General features: G+C 64.0%; 23 protein-coding genes and 1 tRNA gene. 10 read left to right on the forward strand and 14 right to left on the reverse strand.

The window, feature by feature from the left end:
* Positions 1–10: 10 nt before the first annotated feature.
* The 3 genes from cysT to VFW84_RS03240 form a co-directional block, all read right to left on the reverse strand.
* A complete protein-coding gene (gene cysT, locus VFW84_RS03230; RefSeq protein ID WP_329678994.1) occupies positions 11–853 on the reverse strand; it encodes a sulfate ABC transporter permease subunit CysT in 843 nt (280 codons plus the stop codon).
* A 28-nt stretch (positions 854–881) separates the two neighbouring features.
* Positions 882–1,901 (reverse strand): sulfate ABC transporter substrate-binding protein, encoded by a 1,020-nt coding sequence (locus tag VFW84_RS03235; protein ID WP_329678995.1) that lies wholly within the window; start codon positions 1,899–1,901, stop codon positions 882–884.
* Positions 1,902–2,084: 183 nt separating this feature from the next.
* Positions 2,085–3,119 (reverse strand): sulfate ABC transporter substrate-binding protein, encoded by a 1,035-nt coding sequence (locus VFW84_RS03240; RefSeq protein ID WP_329678996.1) that lies wholly within the window; start codon positions 3,117–3,119, stop codon positions 2,085–2,087.
* Positions 3,120–3,245: 126 nt separating this feature from the next.
* Here VFW84_RS03240 and VFW84_RS03245 point away from each other — a divergent pair, with 126 nt between their 5' ends.
* Entirely contained in the window at positions 3,246–3,656 is a 411-nt protein-coding gene (locus VFW84_RS03245) for a DUF3592 domain-containing protein (RefSeq protein ID WP_329678997.1), read from the forward strand.
* On the opposite strand, the gene VFW84_RS03250 is transcribed toward VFW84_RS03245, so the two are convergent.
* On the reverse strand, positions 3,611–5,179 hold the full coding sequence (locus tag VFW84_RS03250; RefSeq protein ID WP_329678998.1) for an AAA family ATPase: 1,569 nt from the start codon (positions 5,177–5,179) through the stop codon (positions 3,611–3,613). The genes VFW84_RS03245 and VFW84_RS03250 overlap by 46 nt on opposite strands.
* Before the next feature lie 312 nt (positions 5,180–5,491).
* Here VFW84_RS03250 and VFW84_RS03255 point away from each other — a divergent pair, with 312 nt between their 5' ends.
* Positions 5,492–6,544 carry a M14 family zinc carboxypeptidase gene (locus VFW84_RS03255; RefSeq protein ID WP_329678999.1) on the forward strand — a complete coding sequence of 351 codons (1,053 nt, stop codon included), beginning with the start codon at positions 5,492–5,494 and terminating at the stop codon, positions 6,542–6,544.
* On the opposite strand, the gene yfbR is transcribed toward VFW84_RS03255, so the two are convergent.
* Both yfbR and VFW84_RS03265 read right to left on the reverse strand, forming a co-directional pair.
* A complete protein-coding gene (gene yfbR, locus VFW84_RS03260) occupies positions 6,513–7,109 on the reverse strand; it encodes a 5'-deoxynucleotidase (protein ID WP_329679000.1) in 597 nt (198 codons plus the stop codon). The two genes, VFW84_RS03255 and yfbR, sit on opposite strands and share 32 nt — an antisense overlap.
* A gap of 74 nt (positions 7,110–7,183) precedes the next feature.
* A complete protein-coding gene (locus VFW84_RS03265) occupies positions 7,184–7,687 on the reverse strand; it encodes a DUF6803 family protein (RefSeq protein WP_329679001.1) in 504 nt (167 codons plus the stop codon).
* Between the two features lie 628 nt (positions 7,688–8,315).
* Between VFW84_RS03265 and VFW84_RS03270 the strand changes: the two genes are divergently transcribed.
* Positions 8,316–8,795, forward strand: a complete 480-nt coding sequence (locus tag VFW84_RS03270; RefSeq protein ID WP_329679002.1) for a hypothetical protein — start codon at positions 8,316–8,318, stop codon at positions 8,793–8,795.
* 495 nt (positions 8,796–9,290) lie between these two features.
* Here the strand turns inward: VFW84_RS03270 and VFW84_RS03280 are convergent, their stop codons facing one another.
* The 7 genes from VFW84_RS03280 to cysS form a co-directional block, all read right to left on the reverse strand.
* Positions 9,291–10,835, reverse strand: coding sequence for a Fic family protein (locus VFW84_RS03280; RefSeq protein WP_329679003.1), 1,545 nt, complete (start codon positions 10,833–10,835; stop codon positions 9,291–9,293).
* 228 nt (positions 10,836–11,063) lie between these two features.
* Positions 11,064–11,156 (reverse strand) — tRNA-Ser (locus VFW84_RS03285).
* Positions 11,157–11,226: 70 nt separating this feature from the next.
* Positions 11,227–12,483 carry an aspartate kinase gene (locus VFW84_RS03290; RefSeq protein ID WP_329679004.1) on the reverse strand — a complete coding sequence of 419 codons (1,257 nt, stop codon included), beginning with the start codon at positions 12,481–12,483 and terminating at the stop codon, positions 11,227–11,229.
* A 131-nt stretch (positions 12,484–12,614) separates the two neighbouring features.
* A complete protein-coding gene (tilS, locus tag VFW84_RS03295; RefSeq protein WP_329679005.1) occupies positions 12,615–14,009 on the reverse strand; it encodes a tRNA lysidine(34) synthetase TilS in 1,395 nt (464 codons plus the stop codon).
* Entirely contained in the window at positions 13,978–14,949 is a 972-nt protein-coding gene (locus VFW84_RS03300) for an acetyl-CoA carboxylase carboxyltransferase subunit alpha (protein ID WP_329679006.1), read from the reverse strand. Before VFW84_RS03300 ends, tilS begins: the two co-directional genes overlap by 32 nt.
* Before the next feature lie 23 nt (positions 14,950–14,972).
* The gene (locus VFW84_RS03305; RefSeq protein WP_329679007.1) at positions 14,973–15,674 is read right to left on the reverse strand and encodes a DNA-3-methyladenine glycosylase; all 702 of its coding nucleotides are present in this window, start codon (positions 15,672–15,674) and stop codon (positions 14,973–14,975) included.
* Entirely contained in the window at positions 15,674–17,062 is a 1,389-nt protein-coding gene (gene cysS / locus VFW84_RS03310; RefSeq protein ID WP_329679008.1) for a cysteine--tRNA ligase, read from the reverse strand. Before cysS ends, VFW84_RS03305 begins: the two co-directional genes overlap by 1 nt.
* A 278-nt stretch (positions 17,063–17,340) precedes the next feature.
* On the opposite strand from cysS, the gene VFW84_RS03315 reads away from it, so the two are divergent.
* From VFW84_RS03315 to VFW84_RS03345, 7 genes are all read left to right on the forward strand, one after another.
* Positions 17,341–18,423: a tetratricopeptide repeat protein gene (locus VFW84_RS03315; protein WP_329679009.1), complete on the forward strand. Its 1,083-nt coding sequence runs from the start codon at positions 17,341–17,343 to the stop codon at positions 18,421–18,423.
* Positions 18,424–18,491: 68 nt separating this feature from the next.
* On the forward strand, positions 18,492–19,760 hold the full coding sequence (locus VFW84_RS03320; protein WP_329679010.1) for a L,D-transpeptidase family protein: 1,269 nt from the start codon (positions 18,492–18,494) through the stop codon (positions 19,758–19,760).
* Positions 19,761–19,816: 56 nt separating this feature from the next.
* On the forward strand, positions 19,817–20,332 hold the full coding sequence (locus VFW84_RS03325) for a peptidylprolyl isomerase (protein ID WP_414638879.1): 516 nt from the start codon (positions 19,817–19,819) through the stop codon (positions 20,330–20,332).
* 3 nt (positions 20,333–20,335) lie between these two features.
* Positions 20,336–20,836 carry a peptidylprolyl isomerase gene (locus VFW84_RS03330; RefSeq protein ID WP_329679012.1) on the forward strand — a complete coding sequence of 167 codons (501 nt, stop codon included), beginning with the start codon at positions 20,336–20,338 and terminating at the stop codon, positions 20,834–20,836.
* 81 nt (positions 20,837–20,917) lie between these two features.
* Positions 20,918–21,688 carry a UDP-2,3-diacylglucosamine diphosphatase gene (locus VFW84_RS03335; protein WP_329679013.1) on the forward strand — a complete coding sequence of 257 codons (771 nt, stop codon included), beginning with the start codon at positions 20,918–20,920 and terminating at the stop codon, positions 21,686–21,688.
* Positions 21,689–21,693: 5 nt separating this feature from the next.
* Positions 21,694–22,524 carry a M90 family metallopeptidase gene (locus VFW84_RS03340; protein ID WP_329679014.1) on the forward strand — a complete coding sequence of 277 codons (831 nt, stop codon included), beginning with the start codon at positions 21,694–21,696 and terminating at the stop codon, positions 22,522–22,524.
* A gap of 83 nt (positions 22,525–22,607) precedes the next feature.
* Positions 22,608–23,189 (forward strand): PEP-CTERM sorting domain-containing protein, encoded by a 582-nt coding sequence (locus VFW84_RS03345; protein WP_329679015.1) that lies wholly within the window; start codon positions 22,608–22,610, stop codon positions 23,187–23,189.
* 112 nt (positions 23,190–23,301) lie between these two features.
* Here the strand turns inward: VFW84_RS03345 and VFW84_RS03350 are convergent.
* The coding region (locus tag VFW84_RS03350; RefSeq protein ID WP_329679016.1) for an AAA family ATPase at positions 23,302–24,612 on the reverse strand (1,311 nt) is incomplete at its 5' end.

Consider the following 24,612-nt stretch of genomic DNA (forward strand, 5'->3'; position numbering starts at 1 on the left):
TGTCGACCTCTTACTTGCCTTGGCGTTTGCGGGTCCAGGCCTGCAGACCATTGATGGCCAGCAGCAGGACAAAGGACATGACCAGCATCACCACGGCGATGGCGGTGGCCCCCGCGTAGTCATACTGCTCCAGCTTGGTGATGATCAGCAAGGGCGTGATCTCGGAGATCATCGGCATGTTGCCCGCGATGAAGATGATGGAGCCGTACTCGCCCAGGGCACGGGCAAAGGCCAGGGCAAAGCCCGTGAGCAGCGCCGGTGTCAGGATGGGCAGGATCACCCGGGTGAAGGTCTGCCAGCGGGTGGCACCCAGCGTGGCCGAAGCCTCCTCCAGCTCCGAGGCCAGGTCCTCCAGGATGGGCTGCACCGTGCGCACCACGAAGGGCAGCCCGATGAAGGTCATGGCCACGAACACCCCGACCGGGGTGAAGGCCACCTTGAGCCCCAGAGGCTCCAGGTACTGGCCGATCCAGCCGTTGCTGGCATACAGGCCGGTCAGCGTGATGCCGGCCACGGCCGTGGGCAGCGCAAACGGCAGGTCGACCAGGGCATCCACCAGACGACGCCCAAAGAAGTCGTAGCGCACCAGCACCCAGGCCACCAGCAGGCCAAAAAAGGCGTTGAGCAAGGCCGCCAGCAAGGAGGCGCCAAAGGTGAGCTTGTAGGAGGCCACCACGCGCGGCGACGTGACCACCTCCACAAACTCGACCCAGGACAGCTCCGTGGTGCGCAAAAAGGTGGCTGACAGCGGGATCAGCACGATCAGGCTGAGGTAGAGCAAGGTCAGCCCGAGCGCCAGGTCGAAACCCGGCAGCACGGTATGCCGCTTGAGCAGGGTGCGAGAAAAGATCATGTCAGGAACTGCAAGAGCGCATCGGTGTTTACTTGCGACCAGCGGCCAGGATCTGGTCGTAGGTGCCGCCATCGCTGAAGTGCTCCTTCTGCGCCTGCGTCCAGCCACCGAAGACATCGCCCACGGTGAAGGTGTTCACCTTGGGGAAATCCTTGGCAAACTGGGCCCGCACCTTGGTCGAGCGCGGACGCAGGTGGTGCCTGGCCGCCACGGCCTGCCCCTCGTCGGACCAGAGGTACTTCAGGTAGGCCTCGGCCTGCTTGCGCGAGCCCTTCTTGTCGACCACCTTGTCCACCACACTGACGGGGTTCTCCGCCAGCACGGTCAGGCTGGGGTAGATGACCTCGTAGTCGCCGCCGAACTCGCCCTTGATCAAGGGCACTTCGCTTTCAAAGGTGGCCAGCGCATCACCGATGTTGCGCTGCGCAAAGGTCGTGGTCGCGGCACGGCCACCACCATCAAACACCGGCACATTGGCAAAGATGCCGCGCACCAGCGCCCTGGCGTTGCTGACATCCTTGCCCTTCTTGAGGGCCGAGCCATACGCGGCCAGATAGGTGTAGCGACCATTGCCCGAGGTCTTGGGATTGGGGATCACCACCGACACCCCGGGGCGCGCCAGATCGACCCAGTCCTTGATGTTCTTGGGATTGCCCTTGCGCACCAGGATGACCGTGACCGACGTCGTGGGGGCGCTGTTGTTGGGCAGGCGCTTAGCCCAGTCCTGCGGAATGAGCTTACCCTTGTTGAACAGGATGTCGATGTCATTGGCCTGGTTCATGGTGATGACATCGGCCTCCAGTCCTTCGGCCACGCTGTTGGCCTGCTTGCTGGAGCCGCCATGCGACTGGTTCACCGTCACGCGCTCGCCAGTGGCCTTTTTCCAATGCGCGGAAAACACCTGGTTGTAGTCCTTGTAGAACTCCCGGGTCACGTCATAGCTCACGTTGAGCAAGGTGACATCGGCGTGTGCCAGCGTGGACAGGGCACTCAAGGCGGCCACCACCACAGCCCGGCGACCCAGCAACTTGTTCGTTGAAAAACGCATGACGAAACCTTTCCTGATGCAATGAGCGAATGCTAGAGATCCCATCCCCAATGAAGAAGTGATCAATCCGCAGCTGCTTATGCGAAAAACGACATAGAAAACAAAAAAGGCGACCCTGGCACATGTGCGCCCGGGCCGCCGAAGATGCCTGTCAGTTCATACCGACCGCAGGCACCACCCCAATCACTTCTTCACGTAGATCTGGTCGAACACACCGCCATCGGCAAAGTGAGTCTTCTGGGTCTTGCCCCAGCCCCCAAACACGTCGTCAATATCAAACAGCTTCACCTTCGGATACTGTTTGGCGTACTTGGCGGCCACCTGAGGGTGGGTCGGGCGGTAGTAGTTCTGGGCAGCGATGTCCTGCCCTTCCGGCGAGTAGAGGTAGTCCAGATAGGCCTGGGCCACGGCACGGGTGCCACGCTTGTCGACCACCTTGTCCACGATGGTCACCGGGGGTTCGGCCAGGATGCTCAGCGAAGGCGCCACGATGTCGAACTTGTCCGGACCCAGCTCCTTGAGGGCCAGCAGGGCTTCGTTTTCCCAAGCCAGCAGCACGTCGCCGATGCCACGCTCCACGAAGGTCGTGGTCGATCCACGGGCACCCGAGTCCAGCACAGGCACGTTGGCAAACAGCTTGCCGACGAACTCCCGAGCCTTCACCTCCGACCCCGTCTTCTTGAGCTCATAGCCCCAGGCGGCCAGATAGTTCCAGCGCGCGCCACCCGAGGTCTTGGGGTTGGGGGTGATCACCTGAATGCCGGGCTTGATCAGGTCACTCCAGTCCTTGACACCCTTGGGATTGCCCTTGCGCACCAGGAAGACGATGGTCGACGTGTAGGGTGAGCTGTTGTTGGCCAGACGCTTTTGCCAGTTGGCGGACAGCAGCCCGGACTTGGCCGAGATCTCGTCGATGTCATAGGCCAGCGCCAGGGTCACCACATCGGCCTCCAGGCCATCGATCACCGAGCGGGCCTGCTTGCCCGAACCGCCGTGCGAGGTCTTGATGACCACGTCATCGCCCGTCTTGGCCTTCCAGTGCTTGGCAAAGGCCTTGTTGTATTCCTGATAGAGCTCTCGGGTCGGGTCGTAGGACACGTTCAGGAGCGTCACTTCCTTGGCCTGTGCCGCGATGGGCGCCAGGGACGACCAGGCAGCCAGCGCCGACACGGCCAGGACAGAAAGGGAGCGACGGGTAGAAGAAACGACAGCTTGCATGATGATGTGATCCGTTTTCGTTAGAGGATTCGAGCGGCAATGAAGTCATCGTAGAAAAAGTGCCTTCCACACGGAACGAATCAAAATGCCCTTGCTTATGCGGCAGACAACTAAGAGAGCGCCTGCATGCTGCACATCGGCGTGGCGTACAGTGCTGCCATGCTGGAGCTGATCGTCAAAACCGTACTGATCGTGGTGTTCGTCGTCGTGGCGGTGCTGATGTGGCGCGCCTGGCAGGACCGCAAGGCCAGCCCGCAGTGGCCCACGGTCGAAGGCGTGATCACCCGCGCCGAGTTGCGCCGTGAATACGACGACCCCATGGGCGAAATCAGCCACAACGGCTGGTTGCTCGATGTGCAATACGAGTACAGCGTCCAGGGCGAACGCCACAAAGGCACACGCGTGCGGGCCCTGCCCGAGCGCTTTTATTCAGAAGAGGCCGCCCGCGCAGCCCTGGCGCCCTATCCGGTCGGGCAGAGAGTCCAGGTCCATCACGACCCCGCCCGACCTGGCTCCAGTGTGCTGGTGCCCGGCTGAGCGGGCGCTCCCAGGCGCGCCAGCAGCGCCGACCAGGCCTGTGCCGATGCCCGCCCATGCTCGATCATCCAGGTCTGAGCCTCTTCCTCCGGGCTCAAGGGTTCCTGGTGGGCCTCCTGCGAGGCGAGCACGCCCGCATCGGCCTCCGAGGCATCTTGCCCACGCGCCAGGCGGGCCGCAATACGCGCGCGCAACTCGTCTGGCGCGGCCTGGCAATGCAGGATCACAAAAGGCACGCCCAGGCGCTGCGCCAAGGCGTGAAACGGGTCTCGCTGGGACTGCTGCAGGAAGGTGGCATCCACCACCGCCACATACCCGGACCTCACCACCGCTTCGGCCACCCTAGCCAGATGCTCATAGGTCAGTCGGGTGGATGCAGGGGCATACCGATCGGCCTGCGCCAGACGCCGGCGCTCGACATCGGAGCGCACACGCACGGCGTCAATGCGCTCCAGCACCTCCTGACTGACGGTGGTTTTGCCACTGCCCGACAGGCCATGGGTGATGAGCAACCCTCGGGTGGGCGGCGGGCCGATGATCTCGTCCACCAGGGCCAGGTAAAGCGCCGCCTTGTCCTGCTGACCACCGGTGAGCCAGGCCACCTTCACGCGCACCATGGCGCGATACGCCATGTAGTAGCGCAGCAATGGCAAGCCAGCGTAGTCGCCCGTGGCCTCCAGATAGCGATTCAGCACACGGCGCGCCAGCCGCTGCGCTTGCCGTGCACGCAGATCCATCAGCAAAAAGGCCAGATCATCGAGCACATCGATGCGACGCATGTCGGCGTTGAACTCCAGCGCATCGAACAGGGTCACCCGGCCGTCAAAGACGCAGATGTTCTCCAGGTGCAGATCCCCGTGGACATCCCTCACCGCCCCTTCGCGCTCGCGCTGGCGCATCAAGGGCCGCAGCACCGCCTCTTGCTGCACCAGCCACAGGGCATAGCGCGCCAGCGTGCCGCCCTCCGCCTTCGCGCCCGCCTGGCCCTGCAGTTGCAGCAGGTTCTCGGCCACGACATGCCGGACCTCGCGCGAACCGTCGTGGTGCCGGTGCGAGACGGGCTCGGCACGGCCATGGAAGTCCACGATGGTGTCGGTCAGTTCATCGGCCAGGCGATCATCCAGCCGCCCCGCCTGCAAGAGCTCGTCGAGCCGGCTCCCCGCCTCGAAACGCAGCATGCAGACGGCGTAGTCCAGCACGTCCGGCCCGGGTGACACCGCCTGCTCGTCAGGCACCCACGTCAGGCTCGGCGCATCGGCCGGGCCGCGCAAGGCGATCAAACCCTCGTACAAGGTGGGCGCGGTACGCCGGTTGAGTCGCAACTCGTCCAGACAGTCCTGCAGGCGCGTGGACAGCTCGGTGAAGTTCAGAAAGCCCAGATCAACGGGCTTGCGAACCTTGTAAGCATGCGTCGGCGTGAGCCACACCCAGGAGATGTGGGTTTCCAGGCAGCGCACCGGCCCGCCATCGCGCGCTTGCAAGGCCTGGGTAACGGCTGAGACATTCACATGCGCTTGGCTCATGCGGGGGCTCCCATGGGGCCCCACCTTCCAACGCTTTGCGACCAGTGAGCCCTCAGCCAATCATTCTGAGGCCAAACGCGAGCGCCACAGCGCCAGAGACTCGGAAATGGCCCACACCAGCGCGCCACCGAGCACCAGCAGACGCCACCCCCAGCGACGTTGACGATATGGACGCATCGCACACTCCTTCGTGAACACCATCGGCCCACGGTAGTGCCCCACCATGACAGACGCATGACACACCCCACAGGCGTCGCACCCCTGTCATATCGCGGCATTAGCCTGATCCGTTTTGACCATCCTCCCCCCTCTGTGCGCACCTATCGTCTGCCCGAACTGGAAGATCTGCCACGACTGATCACCGAAGGCGGACCGCATCTGAGCGCACGCACGGCCTGTCAGATCGAGGTGGGCGCCCATCGTTTCGACGTGCCGGTGATCACCCTGGGCAACCCGGCCCCCGATGTGCCCGCCGTGGGTTTCTTCGGCGGCATCCATGGCCTGGAGCGCATCGGTGCCGAAGTGGTGATGTCCTACCTGCACAGCCTGGTGCAGCGCCTGAAGTGGGATCGGCTGCTGCACACACAGCTGGAAGGATTGCGCATGGTCTTCATGCCCCTGGTCAACCCGGGCGGCTTGTGGCTGGGCACCCGAGCCAACCCACAGGGGGTCGACCTGATGCGCAATGCCCCGGTGGACGCCGTCGAGCCCGTGCCCTTCCTGGTGGGCGGACAGCGCTGGAGTGCTGCGCTGCCCTGGTACCGAGGCCCCCTGGGCGCCCCCATGCAACTGGAGAGCGCAGCCCTGTGCCAGGTGGTCGAACAGGAATTGCTGGGCCGCCCCTTCAGCCTGGCCCTGGATTGCCACTCGGGCTTTGGCGTGCAGGACCGGATCTGGTTTCCGCTGGCGCACACGCGCGCGCCGATGCCCCATCTGAGCGAGGTCTTTGCCCTGCACACCATCTTCGAGCAGACCCATGCCCACCACCGCTATGTGTTTGAGCCCCAGAGCCTGCAATACCTGGCCCATGGCGATCTGTGGGACCACCTCTACCTGCAGGCGCAACAGCAGCACCCCGAGCAGGTGTTCCTGCCCCTGACGCTGGAGATGGGGTCGTGGTTGTGGGTCAAGAAGAACCCACGCCAGCTCTTCAGCCGCCACGGCATCTTCAACCCCCTGATCGAACACCGTCAGCAGCGCGTGCTGCGTCGCCACGCGGGCTTGCTGGACTTCATGGCGCGGGCCAGCAGCAGCCACGCTCTGTGGCGCCCCGCCGAGCAGACGCGCCTGGCGCAACACGCCCAGGCGCTGAACCACTGGTACGGCCGCGAGCTCAGTCGCCCCGCATCAGAGAATCCAGCGTGAGCTCATACGCCGGGCCGAACTGATCCAGGAAATAGCGCACTTCGGGCAGCATGTGCTCATTCAGCTTGCCCCGGATCTGCTGCTCGGCCTGCTCGAACTCGCGGTTGCCATAGCGCAACTCCGCCTTGCACTTGAGCCAGGCTGCCAGGCGATCGGCGGCCTTGACCAGCTCAGCCTCATCCTGGGGCCACAGGCGATGGTCCATCGCCTCGCGCAGGCTGCCTTGCAGGGCCTCGGGCAGCAAAGCCACCATCTCGCGGCTGACCTCGTCCTCCAGGTGCGCAGTGGCCTGCCGCATGGCGGGCGAGTACTTCACTGGCGTGGGCAGATCCCCCGTGATGGCCTCCGTGGCGTCATGAAACAGCGCTCGCGTCACCACGGCGTTGGGATCAATGGCACCGCCAAACACATCGCGCCGGATCAAGGCCAGCGCATGGGCCAGCACGGCCACCTCCCAGCTGTGCTGGGCCACGTCCTCCTCGACCGCATTGCGCATCAGGCCCCAGCGCTTGATGAAGCGCAGACGCGAGAGGTGGGCATAAAAGGGGCTGTGGGATGAGGTCATGGCACGGCAGCAGAGGCAAGCTCTTCAAGAAATCGCGAGCCGTGAGCATAGCCTCATCTGTGCGGCCCCCGGCGTCAATGCGCCATGTGTGCGGGGTGTGCTGCGGCACCGCCAGACCACATCAGCGTGGGATCCAGCATGCCGAAGATCATGGCGACATGGGCGATGACCAGGAAGGCCGCCACACAGGCGGCATGCCACCACAGGCGCTTGTCATGGGCCCAGTTGGCACCGACGATGCGGAGATCCAGCAAGGCCATGCCCAGCAAGGGCAGCACCCCCGCCAGATAGGCGCCCACGGCCAGCACGTCCGCAGGACCACGCCACTGACCGGAAACCGTCAGGGGGATGGCCGCTGTGCTCATCAGATACACAAACACCCCCAGAAAATAGACACCTCCGGCGATGCTGGCACCCCGGTTGAGGGCCACCAGCGGCCCTTGAGTCGAGCGATGAAAGAGCACAAAGAGTTCAGTGATGGCAACGGTTTCGGCCAGAACCACCGGCACCGCCATGAAGATCAGCAGGTTCCAGGGCTGGTTGTCTGCCAGAAGCTGCATGTAATGGGTCATGTTCATTTGTCATCCAATCGTTGAAGTGGGCCGGGCACGGGCAGGGGTCTGCCGAGACCGAACGGTCATGAGAAACCACGGAGCCCGAGGGCCCCAGCGAACTCAGCACTTCAGACGATGGGAGGGGGGGTGTCTGGCGGCACGGTGCGCCCGAGCCGTTGGGAGGCATGGGAGCGCACATGTCGATCAGGGCGTGAGGATGGGCCCGCATCAGGGGACCAGGTGGGCCCGGGCGCACATGCGCAATGGCCATGGCCACTCTGACAGTGCACGGTGTCGCTCGCACAGGGGCTGTGCTCGTGAGCCCCAGCCTCGGCAGGCTGGGCATGATGCGACACAGGGGTGGTGGCGATGTGCCCCGTTGTCATGACTGCAGACGTGGCTGATCCAGCCCATACCAGGGTCAGCAGCAGGAGCAGCAGCAAGCTGATCAAGACAGGCAGTCGCGGGGTGGAGTCCATGCTGGAGATACCTCGTGCGATCAGCATAAGCACGCTGCATCGCTGGCGCTCTGGCTTGCATCAAGGATCTGTTCGTTGATCAGTGCTTGGCGCGAGATCCACCGTCCTGATCTGCCGCATTGGCAAGCCGGGAAGGATGCAGTAAGGTGAACATGCCCTGAAACCTCATGCCCATGAAACCCTACCTTCACCTTGCGCTCACCGTGTTTGCGCTGTACACCGGCAGCCCTGCTCTGGCCGCATCCCCTGTACATGACCATGCGCAGGGCGCGACCGAGCTCACCTTGCAGCTCAATGCGGGCAAGAAGTGGCAGACCGATGCCCCATTGCGCGCGGGCATGCTGGCGATCCGCCAGTCGATGGCGGACTCACTGCACGCGATCCACGAGAACAAGCTGTCGGCCAGGTCTTACGACCGGCTGGCCAAGCAGGTGCGGGCGTCGGTCGCTCAGATCGTCGCCACCTGCAAGCTGCCACCCGCCGCCGACGCCCAGTTGCACATCGTCATCGCCGACCTGCTGGCTGGCGCTGACCAAATGGCCGGCCAAGTCAAGGGCACCCCACGCATGGACGGGGCCGTCAAGGTGATCGGCGCCCTCAAGGCCTACGGCCAGCATTTCGATCACCCAGGCTTTCAGCCCATCGAACACTGACACCACAGGGCAAGCGACACAGCCCCACCAGTGGTCGGCTCAAGGTACTGCAGACCTCGACCCATTTGACGAAACTTGCGTGCAATTCAATGAAACCGCAGCACCTCAAACTGCTGTCGGATGGGCGCGACCTGTAACGACACCTCATCACCCTCTCGTTGACCCAGCAGGGCCTTAAGAGGTGTTGTTCCTTGTCGTCGGAATCAACCAGACAGACCAGTGCGCCGAGCTGGACACCCTTGCTGGCGTCGTAGGGGCGCGGGCGGAACTGGCTCCAATGGGCGATCGCCTGACGGATGGCTTCGGCGCGACGAGCCTGCAGTGACAGCAGTTGGCCATGGTTCAAGGGCTGAGGATTCGCATCGAAAGATCAGATCGCTGCACCAAGCACGATCGTGCAAAAGGTCAAGCGACTTGATCAAAGGTATCCTCACGTCAAATTCGGGAGGGCTGGTCCATGGCGGAAGGCTGAATGGACCATGTGCCCTCATGAATTCATCGGGCCACCACATCCAGGCGCGGCACCACCTCATCGTCGTCGTCATCATCGGGCAACAGCTCAAAGGCCTTGAAGACCGCGCGCTCGACGCGCTTGGCCAGGTCATCGTCGCTGAAGACCCCGGGGTACGTCCTGCGCAGCTTGCCGCTGACCTTCATATTGGTCACCAGGGATCGGATGATCGTCGCATAGTCCTCGTCGCGGCCCTCAATGAGGTCCTTGAGGCTGTCGCGCGCGGTGTCGTAGCGCAGCAAGTACACAGCCTCGTCTTTGAGGCCGTGCAGGATCGAGTGCCGGATGACGTCGACCAGGTACTCAGACTGGAGGGTGAGGTCGGCATAGCGCCAGGTGGCCAGGCCCTGGTTCCAGTCGACGACGTGCAGGTTGGACTCGACGCCATCTTCGTATTGCACGGTCGCGCCGAACTTGCATACCGGATTCATCCTGGCCATCAGCGGCCGCGACAGGTGCTCCAAGGCGGTGTCATAGGCGGCGCGCCGCATGGCGCTCTCGCTGATCACCGCCGAGACCGGCAGGATCACCGGCGCTGGCAGGAAGCCGTCGCGCCGAAGGATGTCGTTGATCAGGAAGCGCGAAAGCCGGCCATTGCCGTCACCCAAGGGGTGAATGTAGACAAAACCAAAGGACAGGGCCGCCGCGCGCAGCAGCGGGCTTTGCCCACGGGTGCGCTGCTCGAACGCACGCAGCCCCTCCATCATCTCGGCCACCATGCCATGGTGGGGCGCCAGATAGTCGATCATGGGCTCGAAGAGTGAGTTGGTGTGCCCAACAAAAACCGGGGACCGGCGAATGCCCAGCCTGGCGCCCACCATCTTGTCGCCCATGATGGCCCGCTGAATCTCCAGCATTCCCTCTTCCGTGAGGGCGGACTCGATCTTGCCGCAGTGCGTGCTCATGGCGCGCGCCAGGCGGCGGATGCGGTCCTCTTCCTTGCCCTCGGACTCGATGGCAAAGCTGGCCTTGCTCTCCTTGATCGTCAGCCAGTTGACAGCGCGCTCGATCGTCTCAAGCCCGAACTGATCGACCATCGTATCGATCTCAGCGCGCAGTGGCGCCGGATCAGCCGGGCCCTGCTTCCCAAAGTCAACCATCGGGCAAAAGGCCCGGATGCCCGGCAGGTTGTTGTTGATGCGCCAGCGGCGCACCTTGTCCGGCACCGTGGCGGTGAGGTACTGGGACCCATCGAGCAAGGCGACGTAGTTCCCGCCGGCGTCGCCCACCCCATCGAGGATGGAGTCGGTGAGCCACTCATAGAGGAAGCCGCAGCGGCGCGCGTATGCACCCGTGGGCTCTTCCAGAGCCCATTTGGCGATGGGTTCGGGGCCGGTGACCTCGAAGAGGCGGTTGAGAAAATCCAGCTCGACGCCCTCATACTTGAGCGCAAACGTCAGGTGCGCGCTCAGCGTCGCATCCGGCTGGTAGTGTGCCGGGTACGTCTCAACCGTGAAGCCATTGGATGCCGAGCTGGAGCGTACCGAGCCGATGACGCTGAGGACCCGTAAGGGCTGCACCGGAGCCACGTCGTACGCCTCCGACAGCCACTTATATCCGGCGTACCCATCTCCATTTTGCATACGGCGACCTTAAAACAATTATTGATGCCATTGTCCACATCAAAACGTTTACGGTCAACGACGCGCGTCGACGACCGTTGACCCAGGTCGACGCCAACATGCCATGGCACACCCGCACAAGCCCAAAAGAAAAACCCCCTACAAGCACAAAGCTCATAGGGGGCATTCTGTTCTTGGCGGAGACGGAGGGATTCGAACCCTCGATGCGCTTTTAAGGCACATACTCCCTTAGCAGGGGAGCACCTTCGGCCACTCGGTCACGTCTCCAGCACAGCGAGCATTCTAGCCTACAAAACGCAGACCCATTGCCGCAAACGCATCAAAAACAACGCTCTGATCAGGCCTTGACCTCGTCCAGGCCAAAGGCCTTGTGCAACGCGCGCACCGCCAGTTCCAGGTACTTCTCGTCGATGACCACCGACGTCTTGATTTCGCTGGTGGTGATCATCTGGATGTTGATGCCCTCGTCCGACAAGGTCTTGAACATCGTGCTGGCGATGCCAACATGGCTGCGCATGCCAATGCCCACGATGCTGACCTTGCAGATCTTGGTGTCACCCACCACTTCACGCGCGCCCAGGCCGGGCAGCACTTGCGACTGCAGCAACTCCATCGTGCGGGCATGATCGCCACGGGGCACGGTGAAGGAGAAGTCGGTCTTGCCGTCGTGCGAGACGTTCTGGATGATCACGTCGACATCGATGTTGGCGTCCGCGACCTTGCCCAGGATCTGGTAGGCAATGCCCGGGGTGTCGGGCACGCCGACGACGGTGATCTTGGCTTCGTCGCGCGTGAACGCGATGCCGGAAACAACGGCTTGTTCCATTTTTTCGTCTTCCTCAAAACTGATCAGGGTGCCCGACTTGGCTTCTACGTCGAGGGGGATGTCCCAGGGCGTGAAGCTCGACAGCACGCGCAGGGGCACACGGTATTTGCCGGCGAACTCCACCGAGCGGATCTGCAACACCTTGGAGCCCAGGCTGGCCATCTCCAGCATCTCTTCAAAGCTGATGCTGTGCATGCGGCGGGCTTCAGGCACCACGCGGGGGTCGGTGGTGTAGACGCCGTCCACATCGGTGTAGATCAGGCACTCGGCCGCCTTCAGGGCCGCCGCCACGGCCACGGCCGAGGTGTCGGAGCCGCCACGGCCCAGGGTGGTGACGTTGCCGTTGGGGTCCACCCCCTGGAAACCGGTGATCACCACCACCTTGCCAGCGTCCAGATCGGCGCGCACGCGGGCATCGTCGATGCTCTCGATGCGGGCCTTGGTGAAGGCCGAATTCGTCTTGATGGGAACCTGCCAGCCAGCGTAGCTCACCGACTCCAGGCCTTCGGCCTGCAGTGCGATGGCCAGCAGACCCGACGACACCTGCTCGCCCGTGGCGGCAATCATGTCGAGTTCGCGTGCGCTGGGGCTCTCGGAGAGCTCTTTGGCCAGGCCCAGCAGGCGGTTGGTCTCGCCGCTCATGGCCGACGGAACGACCACAAGTTGATGACCCGCCCGCACCCACTTGGCCACGCGCTTGGCCACGTTGCGGATGCGCTCGGTCGAGCCCATCGACGTGCCGCCGTATTTGTGAACAATCAGTGCCATGTCAGACGTTGCTAATAGCGTTGCTTTGAAACCGCGTGCTCCAGCCGGGCACACAGCGTGTCCGACCCACTCGGTCAAACCTTAGATTTTAACCGTGCCCGGCCCCAAATGCGCTCAGGAAATGCGCGTAGTCACTTCGAAATGGGGTCAGGCACCCAAGTGAGGGTGACCTGAGGCTCGCCGGACGCCGCCCAAACCCGCGCATCCACCCCCAGCCCTGGCACGAACACCAACTGCCCTTGCGCCCACAGCAAGGGCCCATCGCGCATCCACGCGGGCACCGCCAGAGCCTGAAACTGCTTCTTGAGCATGCGCGCGGGGCGCTTCGGCGCCAACTGAAACTGCTCGCCCCCGGTTCGGGGTCTCAACTCACACGAGCGCAGACGCGACAGCGCCACGCCCCCTGACGCGACGCGGGTCACCTGCAGATGTCCCCACCCAGCGGGCAGGGCCACGCGACCGGCGCGCGCCACACTCAGCAGGTGCACCCCGGCCGACATCGGTTCCGGCGCCAGCACATGCCCACCGGGCAGCCAGCTCAGACCGCCCCGGTAAAGCCGCAAAGCGCCGCCCTGAGCCGGCAGGGGCCAGCACCCACGGGCACAGGACGACAGCTCATCGTGCAGACGGTGCACCCACGTGGCGGGCAGCGCCCCGACCCCGTGCAGCGCAAACCAGGCCCGCAGAGTCTCGCGCCTGGGCCCGGGCGACAACTGCAACCAGGCCGGCACATCCAGATCCTGCCGCCCTGCCCGGCGCACGATCAGCCCGGGCAACACGCCCGCCAGCCAATCGTCCAGACAGGCCAGCACATCCGACTGGTGCTGCGCCGCCTGCGCCAGAGAGATCTCGGCGTGGTCGAACGCCTGCGTCAGCGCTGGCCAGACCTGCGCACGCAGGCGATTGCGATCAAAACGGACATCCGCATTGCTGTCATCCTCCACATACGGCAGGCCATGGGCCGCCACATAGGCCTGGATGGCCTCCCGCGGCTGGTGCAGCCAGGGGCGACACCACTGCAGGCCATCACGCCAGGCCTCACGGGGCATGGCCGACAAGCCCGCCACCCCCGCGCCACGCAGTGCCTGCAGCACAAAGGTCTCGGCCTGATCCCGTCGGTGATGGGCCAGCAGCACCTGCTGACAGCCACTCTCGCGCGCCATGTCGGCCAGGGCCAGGTAGCGCGCCTGACGCGCCAGGGCCTCGACGCTCTCCCCGGCACGAGGCTGCAGCTTCAGGTGACGATGCCTGAGTGTCACGGGCAAGCCCTGCGCAGCCCAGGCCGCACATTGCTCGCGCGCATGGTCCAGCCAGGCATCGGCCTGTGCGCTCAGGCCATGGTGCACATGCAGGGCCACCACGTGGATGGCGCCTCCGGGGCCGCCGAGCTGAGCGGCCATGCGGGCTGTCGCATGGAGCAAGGCCGTCGAGTCACGCCCTGCGCTGTAGGCCACGGCCACCGCCACCACCGGGGCGTCGGCCGCTGCGCCTGGATCAGTGCTCGGTGGTGTCGTTGAAGCGACCATAGCCCTGCAGTCGCTCGTAGCGCTGTTGCAGCAGGTCCTTCACCTTCAGGTCACTGAGCTGGCGCATCGCGTCATTGAGCGCGCGCTTGAGGTTGGCGCAGGCCTGCTTGTGATCGCGGTGCGCGCCACCCACGGGCTCGGAGATGATCTTGTCGACCAGCCCCAGGGCCTTGAGGCGGTGCGCGGTGATGCCCAGGGCCTCGGCCGCGTCCGACGCCTTGTCGGAGGTCTTCCAGAGGATGGAGGCGCAGCCTTCGGGCGAGATGACCGAGTACACCGAATACTGCAGCATCAGCACCTGATCGGCCACACTGATGGCCAGCGCACCACCCGAGCCCCCCTCACCAATGATGGTGGTGATGATGGGCACTTCCAGGCGGGCCATCTCGAAGATGTTGCGGCCGATGGCTTCGGACTGGTTGCGCTCTTCGGCCCCGATGCCCGGGTAGGCACCCGGCGTGTCGACGAAAGTGAAGACCGGCAGGCCGAACTTCTCAGCCGTCTTCATCAGGCGCAGGGCCTTGCGATAACCCTCGGGACGCGACATGCCGAAATTGCGTGCCGCGCGCTCCTTGGTGTCGCGACCCTTCTGGTGGCCCAGCACCATGCAGGCCTGGCCATTGAAGCGGGCCAGACCCCCGACGATGGACAGGTCATCCGAGAAATGGCGGTCACCGTGCATCTCCTGGAAGTCGGTGAACAGCTCGTTGACGTAGTCCAGCGTGTAGGGGCGCTGCGGATGGCGGGCGATCTGGGTGACCTGCCAGGGCGACAGGTTGGCGTAGATGTCCTTGGTGAGCTGTGTGCTCTTCTTGCTCAGGCGGTCGATCTCTTCGGAGATGTCCACGGCAGATTCGCTCTGCACATAGCGCAACTCTTCGATCTTGGTTTCCAGCTCGGCGATGGGTTGCTCGAACTCCAGGAAATGTCGTTTGCTCATGGCACGTCTTTCTCTCTCGAACCTCAGTATTCCACGGGCACAGGATCCAGGCTGCGCCACAGGTACCAAGTGCCGACGGTCCGGTACGGTGCCCAGGCGTCAGCGATTTCGCGAGCTTCGGCGCGGGACACCGGCTCGCCACTGAAATAGTTGATGCTGATGGCCTTGATCAAGCCCAGGTCATCCAGGGGCAGCACATTGGCCCGCATCAGGTGAAAGATCAGGAACATCTCTGCCGTCCAGCGGCCAATGCCGCGAATGCAGATCAATTCCTCAATGATGGCCTCATCGTCCATCTGCGTCCACTGGTCGACATGCAGTCGGCCATCGGCAAAGTGACGGGCCAGATCGATCAGGTACTCGACCTTGCGGGCCGACAGACCGGCCGTGCGCAGGGTGTCGGCAGGCAGATCCACCACCCGCTGTACCGGCAGCACCACGCGGATGTCGTCACGGGGCTGCTCCAGCAGGGTCAGCAGCTTGTCCCAGACCGTCTGCGCCGCCTTGACCGAGATCTGCTGCCCCACGATGGAGCGCGCCAGGGTCGTGAAAGCGTCGCGGCGACTGTGCAGCCGCGCCTGACCGAAGTCGGCGATGAGCTTGCGCATCACGCGGTCGCGCTTGCTCAGGTGCTTGCAGGCGTCATCCCAGAACGCCGGGGTCACCAGGGCGACCGCAGGTTCTGCGCCGGCAACAGGCGCACTGGAGCGAGGGGCGCTGCTCATCAGGCTTTGACCCAGGTCGTGCCCTGAGCGGAATCCTTGAGCTCGATCCCCATCGCTGTCAACTCAGCGCGGATGCGATCGGCCTCGGCAAAATTGCGAGCCTTCTTGGCGTCCGCGCGAGCCTGGATCAGGGCCTCGATCGCCGCCGCGTCGATCACATCATCACCGGCGCCACCCTGCAGGTAATCACGGGGCGGCTGCTGCAACAGACCCAGCGTGCCCGCCAGGGCCTTGAGCAACCGGGCAGTGGGCACGGCGCGGTCACGGTTGACTTCAGCGGCCAGATCGAACAGCACGGACACGGCGATGGGCGTGTTGATGTCCTCGTCCATGGCCGCCTTGAAGCGGGCCGCCTGGGGGTGGGCCCAATCGATGTCGAACGGCGCGTCGGGCAGGCTCACGCCATCGAGCGCCGTGTAGAGGCGGCGCAGGCCATTGCGCGCGTCGTCCAGGCCGGCATCGCTGTAATTGAAGGGGCTGCGGTAGTGCACCCGCAGCATGAAGAAGCGGATGGTCTCACCGTCGTAGCTCTTGAGCACATCACGGATGGTGAAGAAGTTGCCCAGCGACTTGGACATCTTCTCGTTGTCCACGTTCAGGAAGCCGTTGTGCATCCAGACATTCGCCAGGGGCTTGCCACTGGCGCCCTCGCTCTGGGCGATCTCGTTCTCGTGGTGGGGGAACTGCAGATCCAGCCCGCCACCGTGGATGTCGAACTGCTCGCCCAGCAGCGCGCAGCTCATGGCCGAGCACTCGATGTGCCAGCCGGGCCGCCCCGCACCGAAGGGCGAGTCGTACTTGGCGTCCTGAGGCTCTTCAGGCTTGGCCGCTTTCCAGAGCACGAAATCCAGCGGATCTTGCTTGCCGTCGTCCACGGCCACGCGCTCACCCGCACGCAACTGGTCCAGCGACTTGCCCGACAGCTTGCCGTAGCCCGGGAACTTGCGCACCGAGTAGTTCACGTCGCCATGGGCGGTCCGATAGGCCAGTCCCTTGGCTTCCAGTTGACCGATCAGGTTCAGCATCTGCCCGACGTACTCCGTCGCACGCGGCTCGTGCGTGGGCGGCTCGATGCCCAGAGCAGCGATGTCGGCATGCATCGCCTGCGTCATCTCATCGGTGAGCTGACGGATGGTGATGCCCCGCTCCACCGCACGGCGGATGATCTTGTCATCGATGTCGGTGATGTTGCGCACATACGTGACCTGCAGGCCCGAGGCCCTGAGCCAGCGCTGGACCACGTCGAAGGACATCATCATGCGGGCGTGACCCACATGACAGTAATCGTAGATCGTCATGCCGCACACGTACATGCGGACATGGCCCGGATCGATGGGAGAGAAGGTCTCCAGTTGCCGGGACAGGCTGTTGAAAATGCGCAAGCTCATGGAAAGCCGGAAAAACCAAAAACCGCCTGTGTGCGATCAGTTCTGCAGGGACACAAGCGGTTGCAAATGAGGCCAGCCAAGGGACGATCCGATCAGGCCGTGATCCGTTTCACGGAACTCCGGCAGACGCGATCGCTCAGCTACAATCGACCGAGTATAGCCGCGAGCGTTGGCGCCGCGTGTGCCTTGTCAGGGTGTTCATCAACGACAAGAGCATGCGCGCGCTGGTATTCTGTGCGGTGTTTCACCGATCCACAAACCTGAGACTGACAAGACCCATGCGAGTTGTTGCGCCCCTGTTTGGAGCCCGCCTGACGGCACTGGCTGCCCAATGCGTTGCCATCGCGATGCTGAGCTTTTCCAGCCAGATCGTTCGCGCGGACGAAGTAGCCGACGTCCAGAAGCTGCTCGCTTCGGGCAAGAACGTCGAAGCCCTCCAGAAGGCTGATCAGTTCCTGGCTGGCAAGCCGCGTGACCCGATGATGCGCTTCCTGCGCGGCATCAGCCTGTCTCAGGCCGGTCGTACCGCCGAAGCCATCACGGCCTTCCAGAAGCTCACTGAAGACTACCCCGAGCTGCCCGAACCCTTCAACAACCTGGCCGTGCTCTACGCCCAGCAGGGTCAGTACGACAAGTCGCGCACGGCCCTTGAAATGGCCATCCGCACCAACCCCAGCTACGCCACCGCCTACGAGAACCTGGGCGATGTCTACGCCAAGCTGGCCAGCCAGGCCTACTCCAAGGCCCTGCAGATCGACACCCGCTCGGCCGTGGCTCCCAAGCTGGCCATGATCCGCGATCTGTTCCCCAAGGACCGTGGCTCTGCTGCCGTCGCTGCACTGACCAACGGTGCCGCCACCCCCACCACCAAGCCGGCGCCTGTGGCTGTGCCCGTGCCGGCCCCCGCGCCTGCACCAGCACCCGCTCCGGCCCCCACACCCGCCCCGGCCCCCAAGCCTGTGGTGACGCCGCCTGCGCCCGCACCGGCACCCGCCCCTGCACCGGTTGAAGCCAAGGCCGAAGCGCAAGAGCGTGACATCGAATCGGCTGTTCGTGGCTGGGCCACTGCCTGGGCCCGCAAGGACATGGACGCCTACTACGCAGCCTATGCCCGTGATTTCGATGGCGACAAGGGCTCCCGCAAGGCATGGGAGCAAGAGCGCCGCGATCGCATCACCAGCAAGCGCAGCATCTCCGTCAAGATTTCGGATCTGAAGATCAAGGTCTCCGGCAACAAGGCCACCGCCAGCTTCCGCCAGGACTACAAGGCTGATACCTTGAGCGTGTCCAGCGGCAAGCGCCTGGAGTTGGTCCGCGCCGGCAATGCATGGGTGATCGTGAAGGAAACTTCTGGCTCGTGATGAAACGTTCGCGCAACCGCCGGCCTTTTGAGATGTCGGCCGGGCGGGTCGCGGCGCTTGCGCTTGGCGTGAGCGCCCCCCTCGCCCTCTGGGCACTCTCGTCTTTCATGTCGGCCGATTCGGCTGTGGCCAATGTGGGTCGCAGCTCGTCGGTCGAGGATTCGCTGTCGGCCGGTCACGCCACGCCCATGCCCGCCGGCTGGCGCCGTGTGACCGATGCGCCGACAGGCCCTTCCCCGGAAGGTCGCCTGCTGGAGGTCTACCGCCTCATCGGCCAGGGCGAAACACGTCTGGCCCTGGACAAGGCCCAGGCCCTGGTCAACGACGTGCCCAACTTCCACCTGGCGCAACTGGCCTACGGCGACTTGCTGATGGCCCAGACATCCCCTCTCAGCCAGATGGGCGCAGCCCCACCGCAGCTGACGGGCAAGGCCGGTGATCGCCTGCGCCAACTGCGAGAAGAAGCCCAGCGGCGCATTGCCGCTCTGCAGGAGCGCCCGCCTGAGGGTGCCGTTCCCGCCCAGTTCATCGACCTGCCGGCCAGCACCAAGCACGCCATTGCGGTGGATACCAGCCGCTCACGCCTGTATGTCTTCGAAAACGGCCCCAAAGGGCTGCAACTGGTCGCCGACCACTACGCCTCGATCGGCAAGCTGGGCGCAGAAAAGAACGTGCAGGGTGACCAGCGCACCCCGATCGGCGTGTACTACATCACCAGTCGCCTGGACGCCGACAAGCTGACCGACTTCTACGGTGTGGGTGCCCTGCCCCTGAACTATCCCAACGAGTACGACCGCCGCCTGGGTCGCACCGGCAACGGCATCTGGCTGCATGGCGTACCGCCCGACAGCTATGCCCGCAGTCCGCAAAGCACCGACGGCTGCGTGGCCCTGGCCAACCCTGAACTCAAGACCATCATGGATCGGGTACAACCCCGCTCCACCCCGGTGGTCATCGCCCGCTCACTCGACTGGATCACCCCCGATGCCCTGGAAGCCGAGCGTCGCGCGCTGCGCAACCTGCTCGAAGGCTGGCGCGTGGCACGTGGCAGCGGCGACATCAACCGCCTGATGTCCTTCTACTCCCCGCAGTTTGCCAACGGCGGACGTGACCTCAACCAGTGGCGCCAGACCCTGGAGCGTGAAACCGCCAGCCAGCGCGGCAGACAGGTTCAAATCAAGGACCTGGCCATCCTGGGGTGGAAGGACCGCAGCGACATCCTCGTGGTCACCTTTGGTGAACTCAACCAGGGTGAACGCACAGGGGCCGTCAAGCGCCAGTACTGGACCAAGGAAGATGGTCTGTGGAAAATATTCTTTGAAGGAGTGATCGGATGACCCATTGGCTGACTCGCATGACCGCGACCGTTGTGGGCGGCTCGGCAGCCCTGTTCATGACTGTGGGGGTGCATGCACAGAACGTGCGTCTGAGCACCTCGCAAGGCGACATCGTGCTGCAACTCGATGCCGCCAAGGCACCCAAGACGGTCGAGAACTTCATCCAGTACGTCAAGGCCGAGCACTACAACGGCACCATCTTCCATCGCGTGATCGACGGCTTCATGATCCAGGGCGGCGGCATGACCCCCGACATGAAGGAAAAGCCCACCCGTGCGCCGATCCCGCTGGAGAGCCGCAACGGTCTGAACAATCTGCGCGGCACCGTCGCCATGGCCCGCACCATGAACCCCAACTCGGCCACCGCCCAGTTCTTCATCAACGTGAAGGACAACGGCTTCCTGGATGCCGAGCAATCCCGCGACGGCAACGGTTACGCCGTGTTCGGCAAGGTCATCCAGGGCATGGACGTGGTCGACAAGATCCGCAAGGTCCCCACCGGCCAGAAGGGCATGCACGGCGATGTGCCCCTGACACCGGTCATCATCAAACAAGCCACGCTGGAGAAATAAACCATGGCCAAGAATGTTGAACTGCACACCACCGCAGGTGTGATCACCCTGGAACTGGACGATGCCAAGGCACCCGTCACGGTGGAGAACTTCCTGAAGTACGTGCGCGCCGGCCACTATGACGGCACCATCTTCCACCGCGTGATCAAGGGTTTCATGGTCCAGGGCGGCGGCTTCGAGCCCGGCATGAAGCAAAAGCCCACGCAAGGCGAGATCCAGAACGAGGCCAACAACGGCCTGAAGAACGACAAGTACACCATCGCCATGGCACGTACCAGCGCTCCGCACTCGGCCAGCGCCCAGTTCTTCATCAATGCCACCCACAACGATTTCCTGAACTTCAAGTCGGAAACGCCCAGTGGCTGGGGCTATGCCGTGTTCGGCAAGGTCACAGCCGGCACCGAAGTGGTCGACCAGATCGAAAAGGTCAAGACCGGTCGCAAGGGCTTCCATGATGACGTGCCCAATGACGACGTCGTCATCACCAAGGCCGTCGAGGTCTGATTGAGCGGGCAGACACCCTGCCCTGCGCCGGTGGACTCCGCCAGCCCCCCAGACACACCGCCCTCGTGGCGGTGTGATCGTTTGCAGGCCCCCGCATCATGGCGGTGCATCGATTTCATCTCGGACCTGCACCTCGATGCCGCGCACCCACGCACGCACGCAGCGCTACAGGACTATCTGGCGCACACGCCTGCCAGTGCCCTGTTCATCCTGGGTGATCTGTTCGAAGCCTGGGTGGGCGATGACATGCGCCACCTGCCCTTCGAGACCGCCTGCACCCGTGCTCTGGACCAGGCAGGTCAGCGCCTGTGGCTGGGCCTGATGGTGGGCAACCGCGACTTCCTGCTGGGGCCGGACATGCTCACGGCCTGCCACGCCCATGCGCTCGGCGACCCGCTGTTGCTGGAAGCCTTTGGGCAGACCCACCTGCTCACGCACGGCGATGCCTGGTGCCTGGACGACAGGGACTACCTGTCCTTCAGGCAACAGGTGCGCTCACCCGCCTGGCAAGCCGCCTTCTTGGCGCAGCCACTGAGCTCGCGCCTGCAGACGGCACGTGGCCTGCGCGAGGCCAGCGAAGCCCGCAAAAGTGAGCAGCCGCCCATGGCCTGGGCCGATGTGGATGCCGAACACGCCGCACAGTGGATGCAGGCCACGGGTGCCCGCAGCCTGATCCATGGCCACACGCACCGCCCGGCCTCGCAGCCGTTTGGCCTGCCCGATGCCCAGCGTCATGTCCTGTCCGACTGGGATCTGGACCATGCGAGCCCTCGCGCCGAGGTGCTGCGGCTCGATCACACCGGTGTGCAGCGCCTGACGCTGGCGCAGGCCATGGCGCCCCTGGACGCCTGAGCCCCATGGCCCGCCGCCCCTGGGGAGCGCGCCTGAGCGCCTTCTGGCCCGCCTCATGGCTGCCGGACACCCTCGTCCTGAAGCACCGCGCGATCCCGGACGCCTTGTGGCAGCACACCTTGCAGAACTACCCGTTTCTGACCTGGCGAAGCGCATCCGCACAGCAGCGCTTGCGCGAGCTCAGCACCTTGTTCCTGGCCCGCAAAGAGTTCACCCCGGCCGGTGGACTGCGACTCACGGACGACATGGCTGTGGCGATCGCCGCGCAGGCCTGCCTGCCCATCCTGCCCTGGGGACTGCGTGCCTATGAGCGCTTCGTGAGTGTCGTGGTGCACCCTGATCAGGTGGTGGCGCGCCGCACTGTCACGGACGAGGCCGGCGTGGTCCACCACTACGACGAGGTCCTCGCCGGAGAATCCATGCCCGACGGACCGGTGATGCTGTCCTGGCACGACGTCCAGCAGGCCCAAGACATGACACAGGGCTACAACGTGGTCATCCACGAATTTGCCCATGCGCTGGACATGCTCAACGGGCAGGCGGACGGCACCCCGCCCCTGCCACCCCATCTGTCTGCCCGGCAATGGCAAGACACCTTGTGGCAGGCCTTTGATCGACACCGTGATGCACTGGCGCATGGCGACACCCCCTGGCTGGACCCTTACGCCGCACAAGACGGTCTGACCGAGTTCTTCCCCGTGGTGACGGAGGCCTTCTTTGTGGCGCCGACCCGCCTGCAGGCTGAGCACCCGGACGTCTATGCGCTGCTGTGCAGCTACTTCGACGAAACACCTGCGGCTTACGACGTTCCGCGGGATGAACTGCCTCCCCCCTGAATTGGGTATGGCTCGCTAGCGTACAAACCCTTAATATGTAACAGCGGTTACCTCAAGGGAGGTACGCCAATGAAAGCAGCACCATGATCGCCCGCAGTCTGATCGCCATGTCCATCGCCCTCGCATCCGTGGGTGCCCAAGCCGCCACCACGGTGTTTGAAGACAACTTCGACGCCAACGCCCTGAGCATCAGCAACCCCACGCCCATCGGCTGGACGGTGAGCAACGGCTCCGTGGACGTGATCGGCCAGCCCGCGTTCTACGATTTGGAACCCGGCAATGGCCGCTACATCGATCTGGACGGCAGCAGCAGCAATGCTGGTGAGCTGACCAAGAGCCTGGCCTTCAACGCGGGTTGGCTCTATACCGCCACCTTCTCTCTGGCGGGCAGCAACCGCAGCTCCACCGAAATCGTGGACGTGACCTTCGGCACCACCACGGCCACCTACACGCTGCTGGCCACCGATCCCTTTGCCACGTACTCGCTGACGTTCGCACCGGCCGCTTCCGGCGTGTTCAATCTGACCTTCGCCAACCGCGGTGGCGACAACATCGGCGCCCTGCTGGACAACGTCAAGGTCACGGCTGTGCCCGAACCCGGCAGCTTGGCCCTGGTGCTGGCCGGCCTGGGCGTGGTGGGCTTCGCCGCTCGCCGCCGCTTCTGATCTCTGACACCTCGGATCGGCCACTACGGCCGATCTGACCCCGAAAAAAAGGCAGACCGCGCGGTCTGCCTTTTTGCTGTCTGGGCGAAGATGGGGGCCGAAGCCCCCTTGTTCACTCCGCCGTGGCCGGCTCGGCCTTGGGCTTGTCGATCTTGCTGCTGCGCGCCTGAATGTCGAGCTTGACCTCGTCCTCGCCCTTGGCATTGGCGACCACATCCACCGTCAGGCGTCCGCCATCGACCAGATCGCCGAACAGCAACTCGTCGGCCAGTGCACGACGGATCGTGTCCTGGATCAGGCGCTGCATCGGGCGGGCACCCATGAGCGGATCGAAACCACGCTTGGCCAGGTAGCGACGCAGGCTGTCGGTGAAGGTGACATCCACCTTCTTCTCGGCCAGTTGACCTTCGAGTTGCAGCAGGAACTTGTCGACCACACGGAGGATGATCTCTTCGTCCAGCGGCTTGAAGCCCACAATGGCATCCAGGCGGTTGCGGAACTCTGGCGTGAACATGCGCTTGATGTCGGCCATCTCGTCACCCAGCTCACGCGGGTTCGTGAACCCGATGCTCGATTTTTGCAACGTCTCGGCGCCCGCATTGGTCGTCATGATGATCATGACGTTGCGGAAGTCGGCCTTGCGCCCGTTGTTGTCCGTCAGCGTGCCGTGGTCCATGACCTGCAGCAGGATGTTGAACACATCGGGGTGTGCTTTCTCGATCTCGTCGAGCAGCAGCACGCAATGCGGCTTCTTGGTGACGGCCTCGGTCAGCAGGCCGCCCTGATCGAACCCGACATAGCCCGGAGGTGCGCCGATCAGGCGGCTGACCGCATGGCGCTCCATGTACTCGGACATGTCGAAGCGGATCAGGTCGATCCCCAGCACATAGGCCAGTTGCTTGGCGACTTCGGTCTTGCCCACACCGGTGGGGCCGCTGAACAGGAAGGCCCCGATGGGCTTGTCCGGCTTGCCCAGACCCGAGCGTGCCATCTTGATGGCCGATGACAGGGCGTCGATGGCGTTGTCCTGACCAAACACCACACTCTTGAGATCGCGGTCCAGCGTCTTGAGCTTGCTGCGATCATCACTGGAGACGCTGGTGGCTGGCACGCGGGCGATCTTGGCCACGATGTCTTCCACCTCGGCACGGGTGATGGTCTTCTTCTGCTTGCTCTTGGGCAGGATGCGCTGAGCGGCACCGGCTTCATCGATCACATCGATGGCCTTGTCAGGCAGATGGCGGTCGTTGATGTACTTGGCCGACAGCTCGGCCGCAGCCTGCAGGGCGCCCAGCGCGTACTTGACGCTGTGGTGCTCTTCAAAGCGCGACTTGAGGCCCTTGAGGATCTCGATGGTCTGCTCGACGGAGGGCTCGACCACCTCGACCTTCTGGAAGCGCCGCGACAGGGCCGCGTCCTTCTC

The organism is Aquabacterium sp., assembly GCF_036279655.1.
In the GTDB taxonomy this organism is placed as follows: domain Bacteria; phylum Pseudomonadota; class Gammaproteobacteria; order Burkholderiales; family Burkholderiaceae_C; genus Aquabacterium.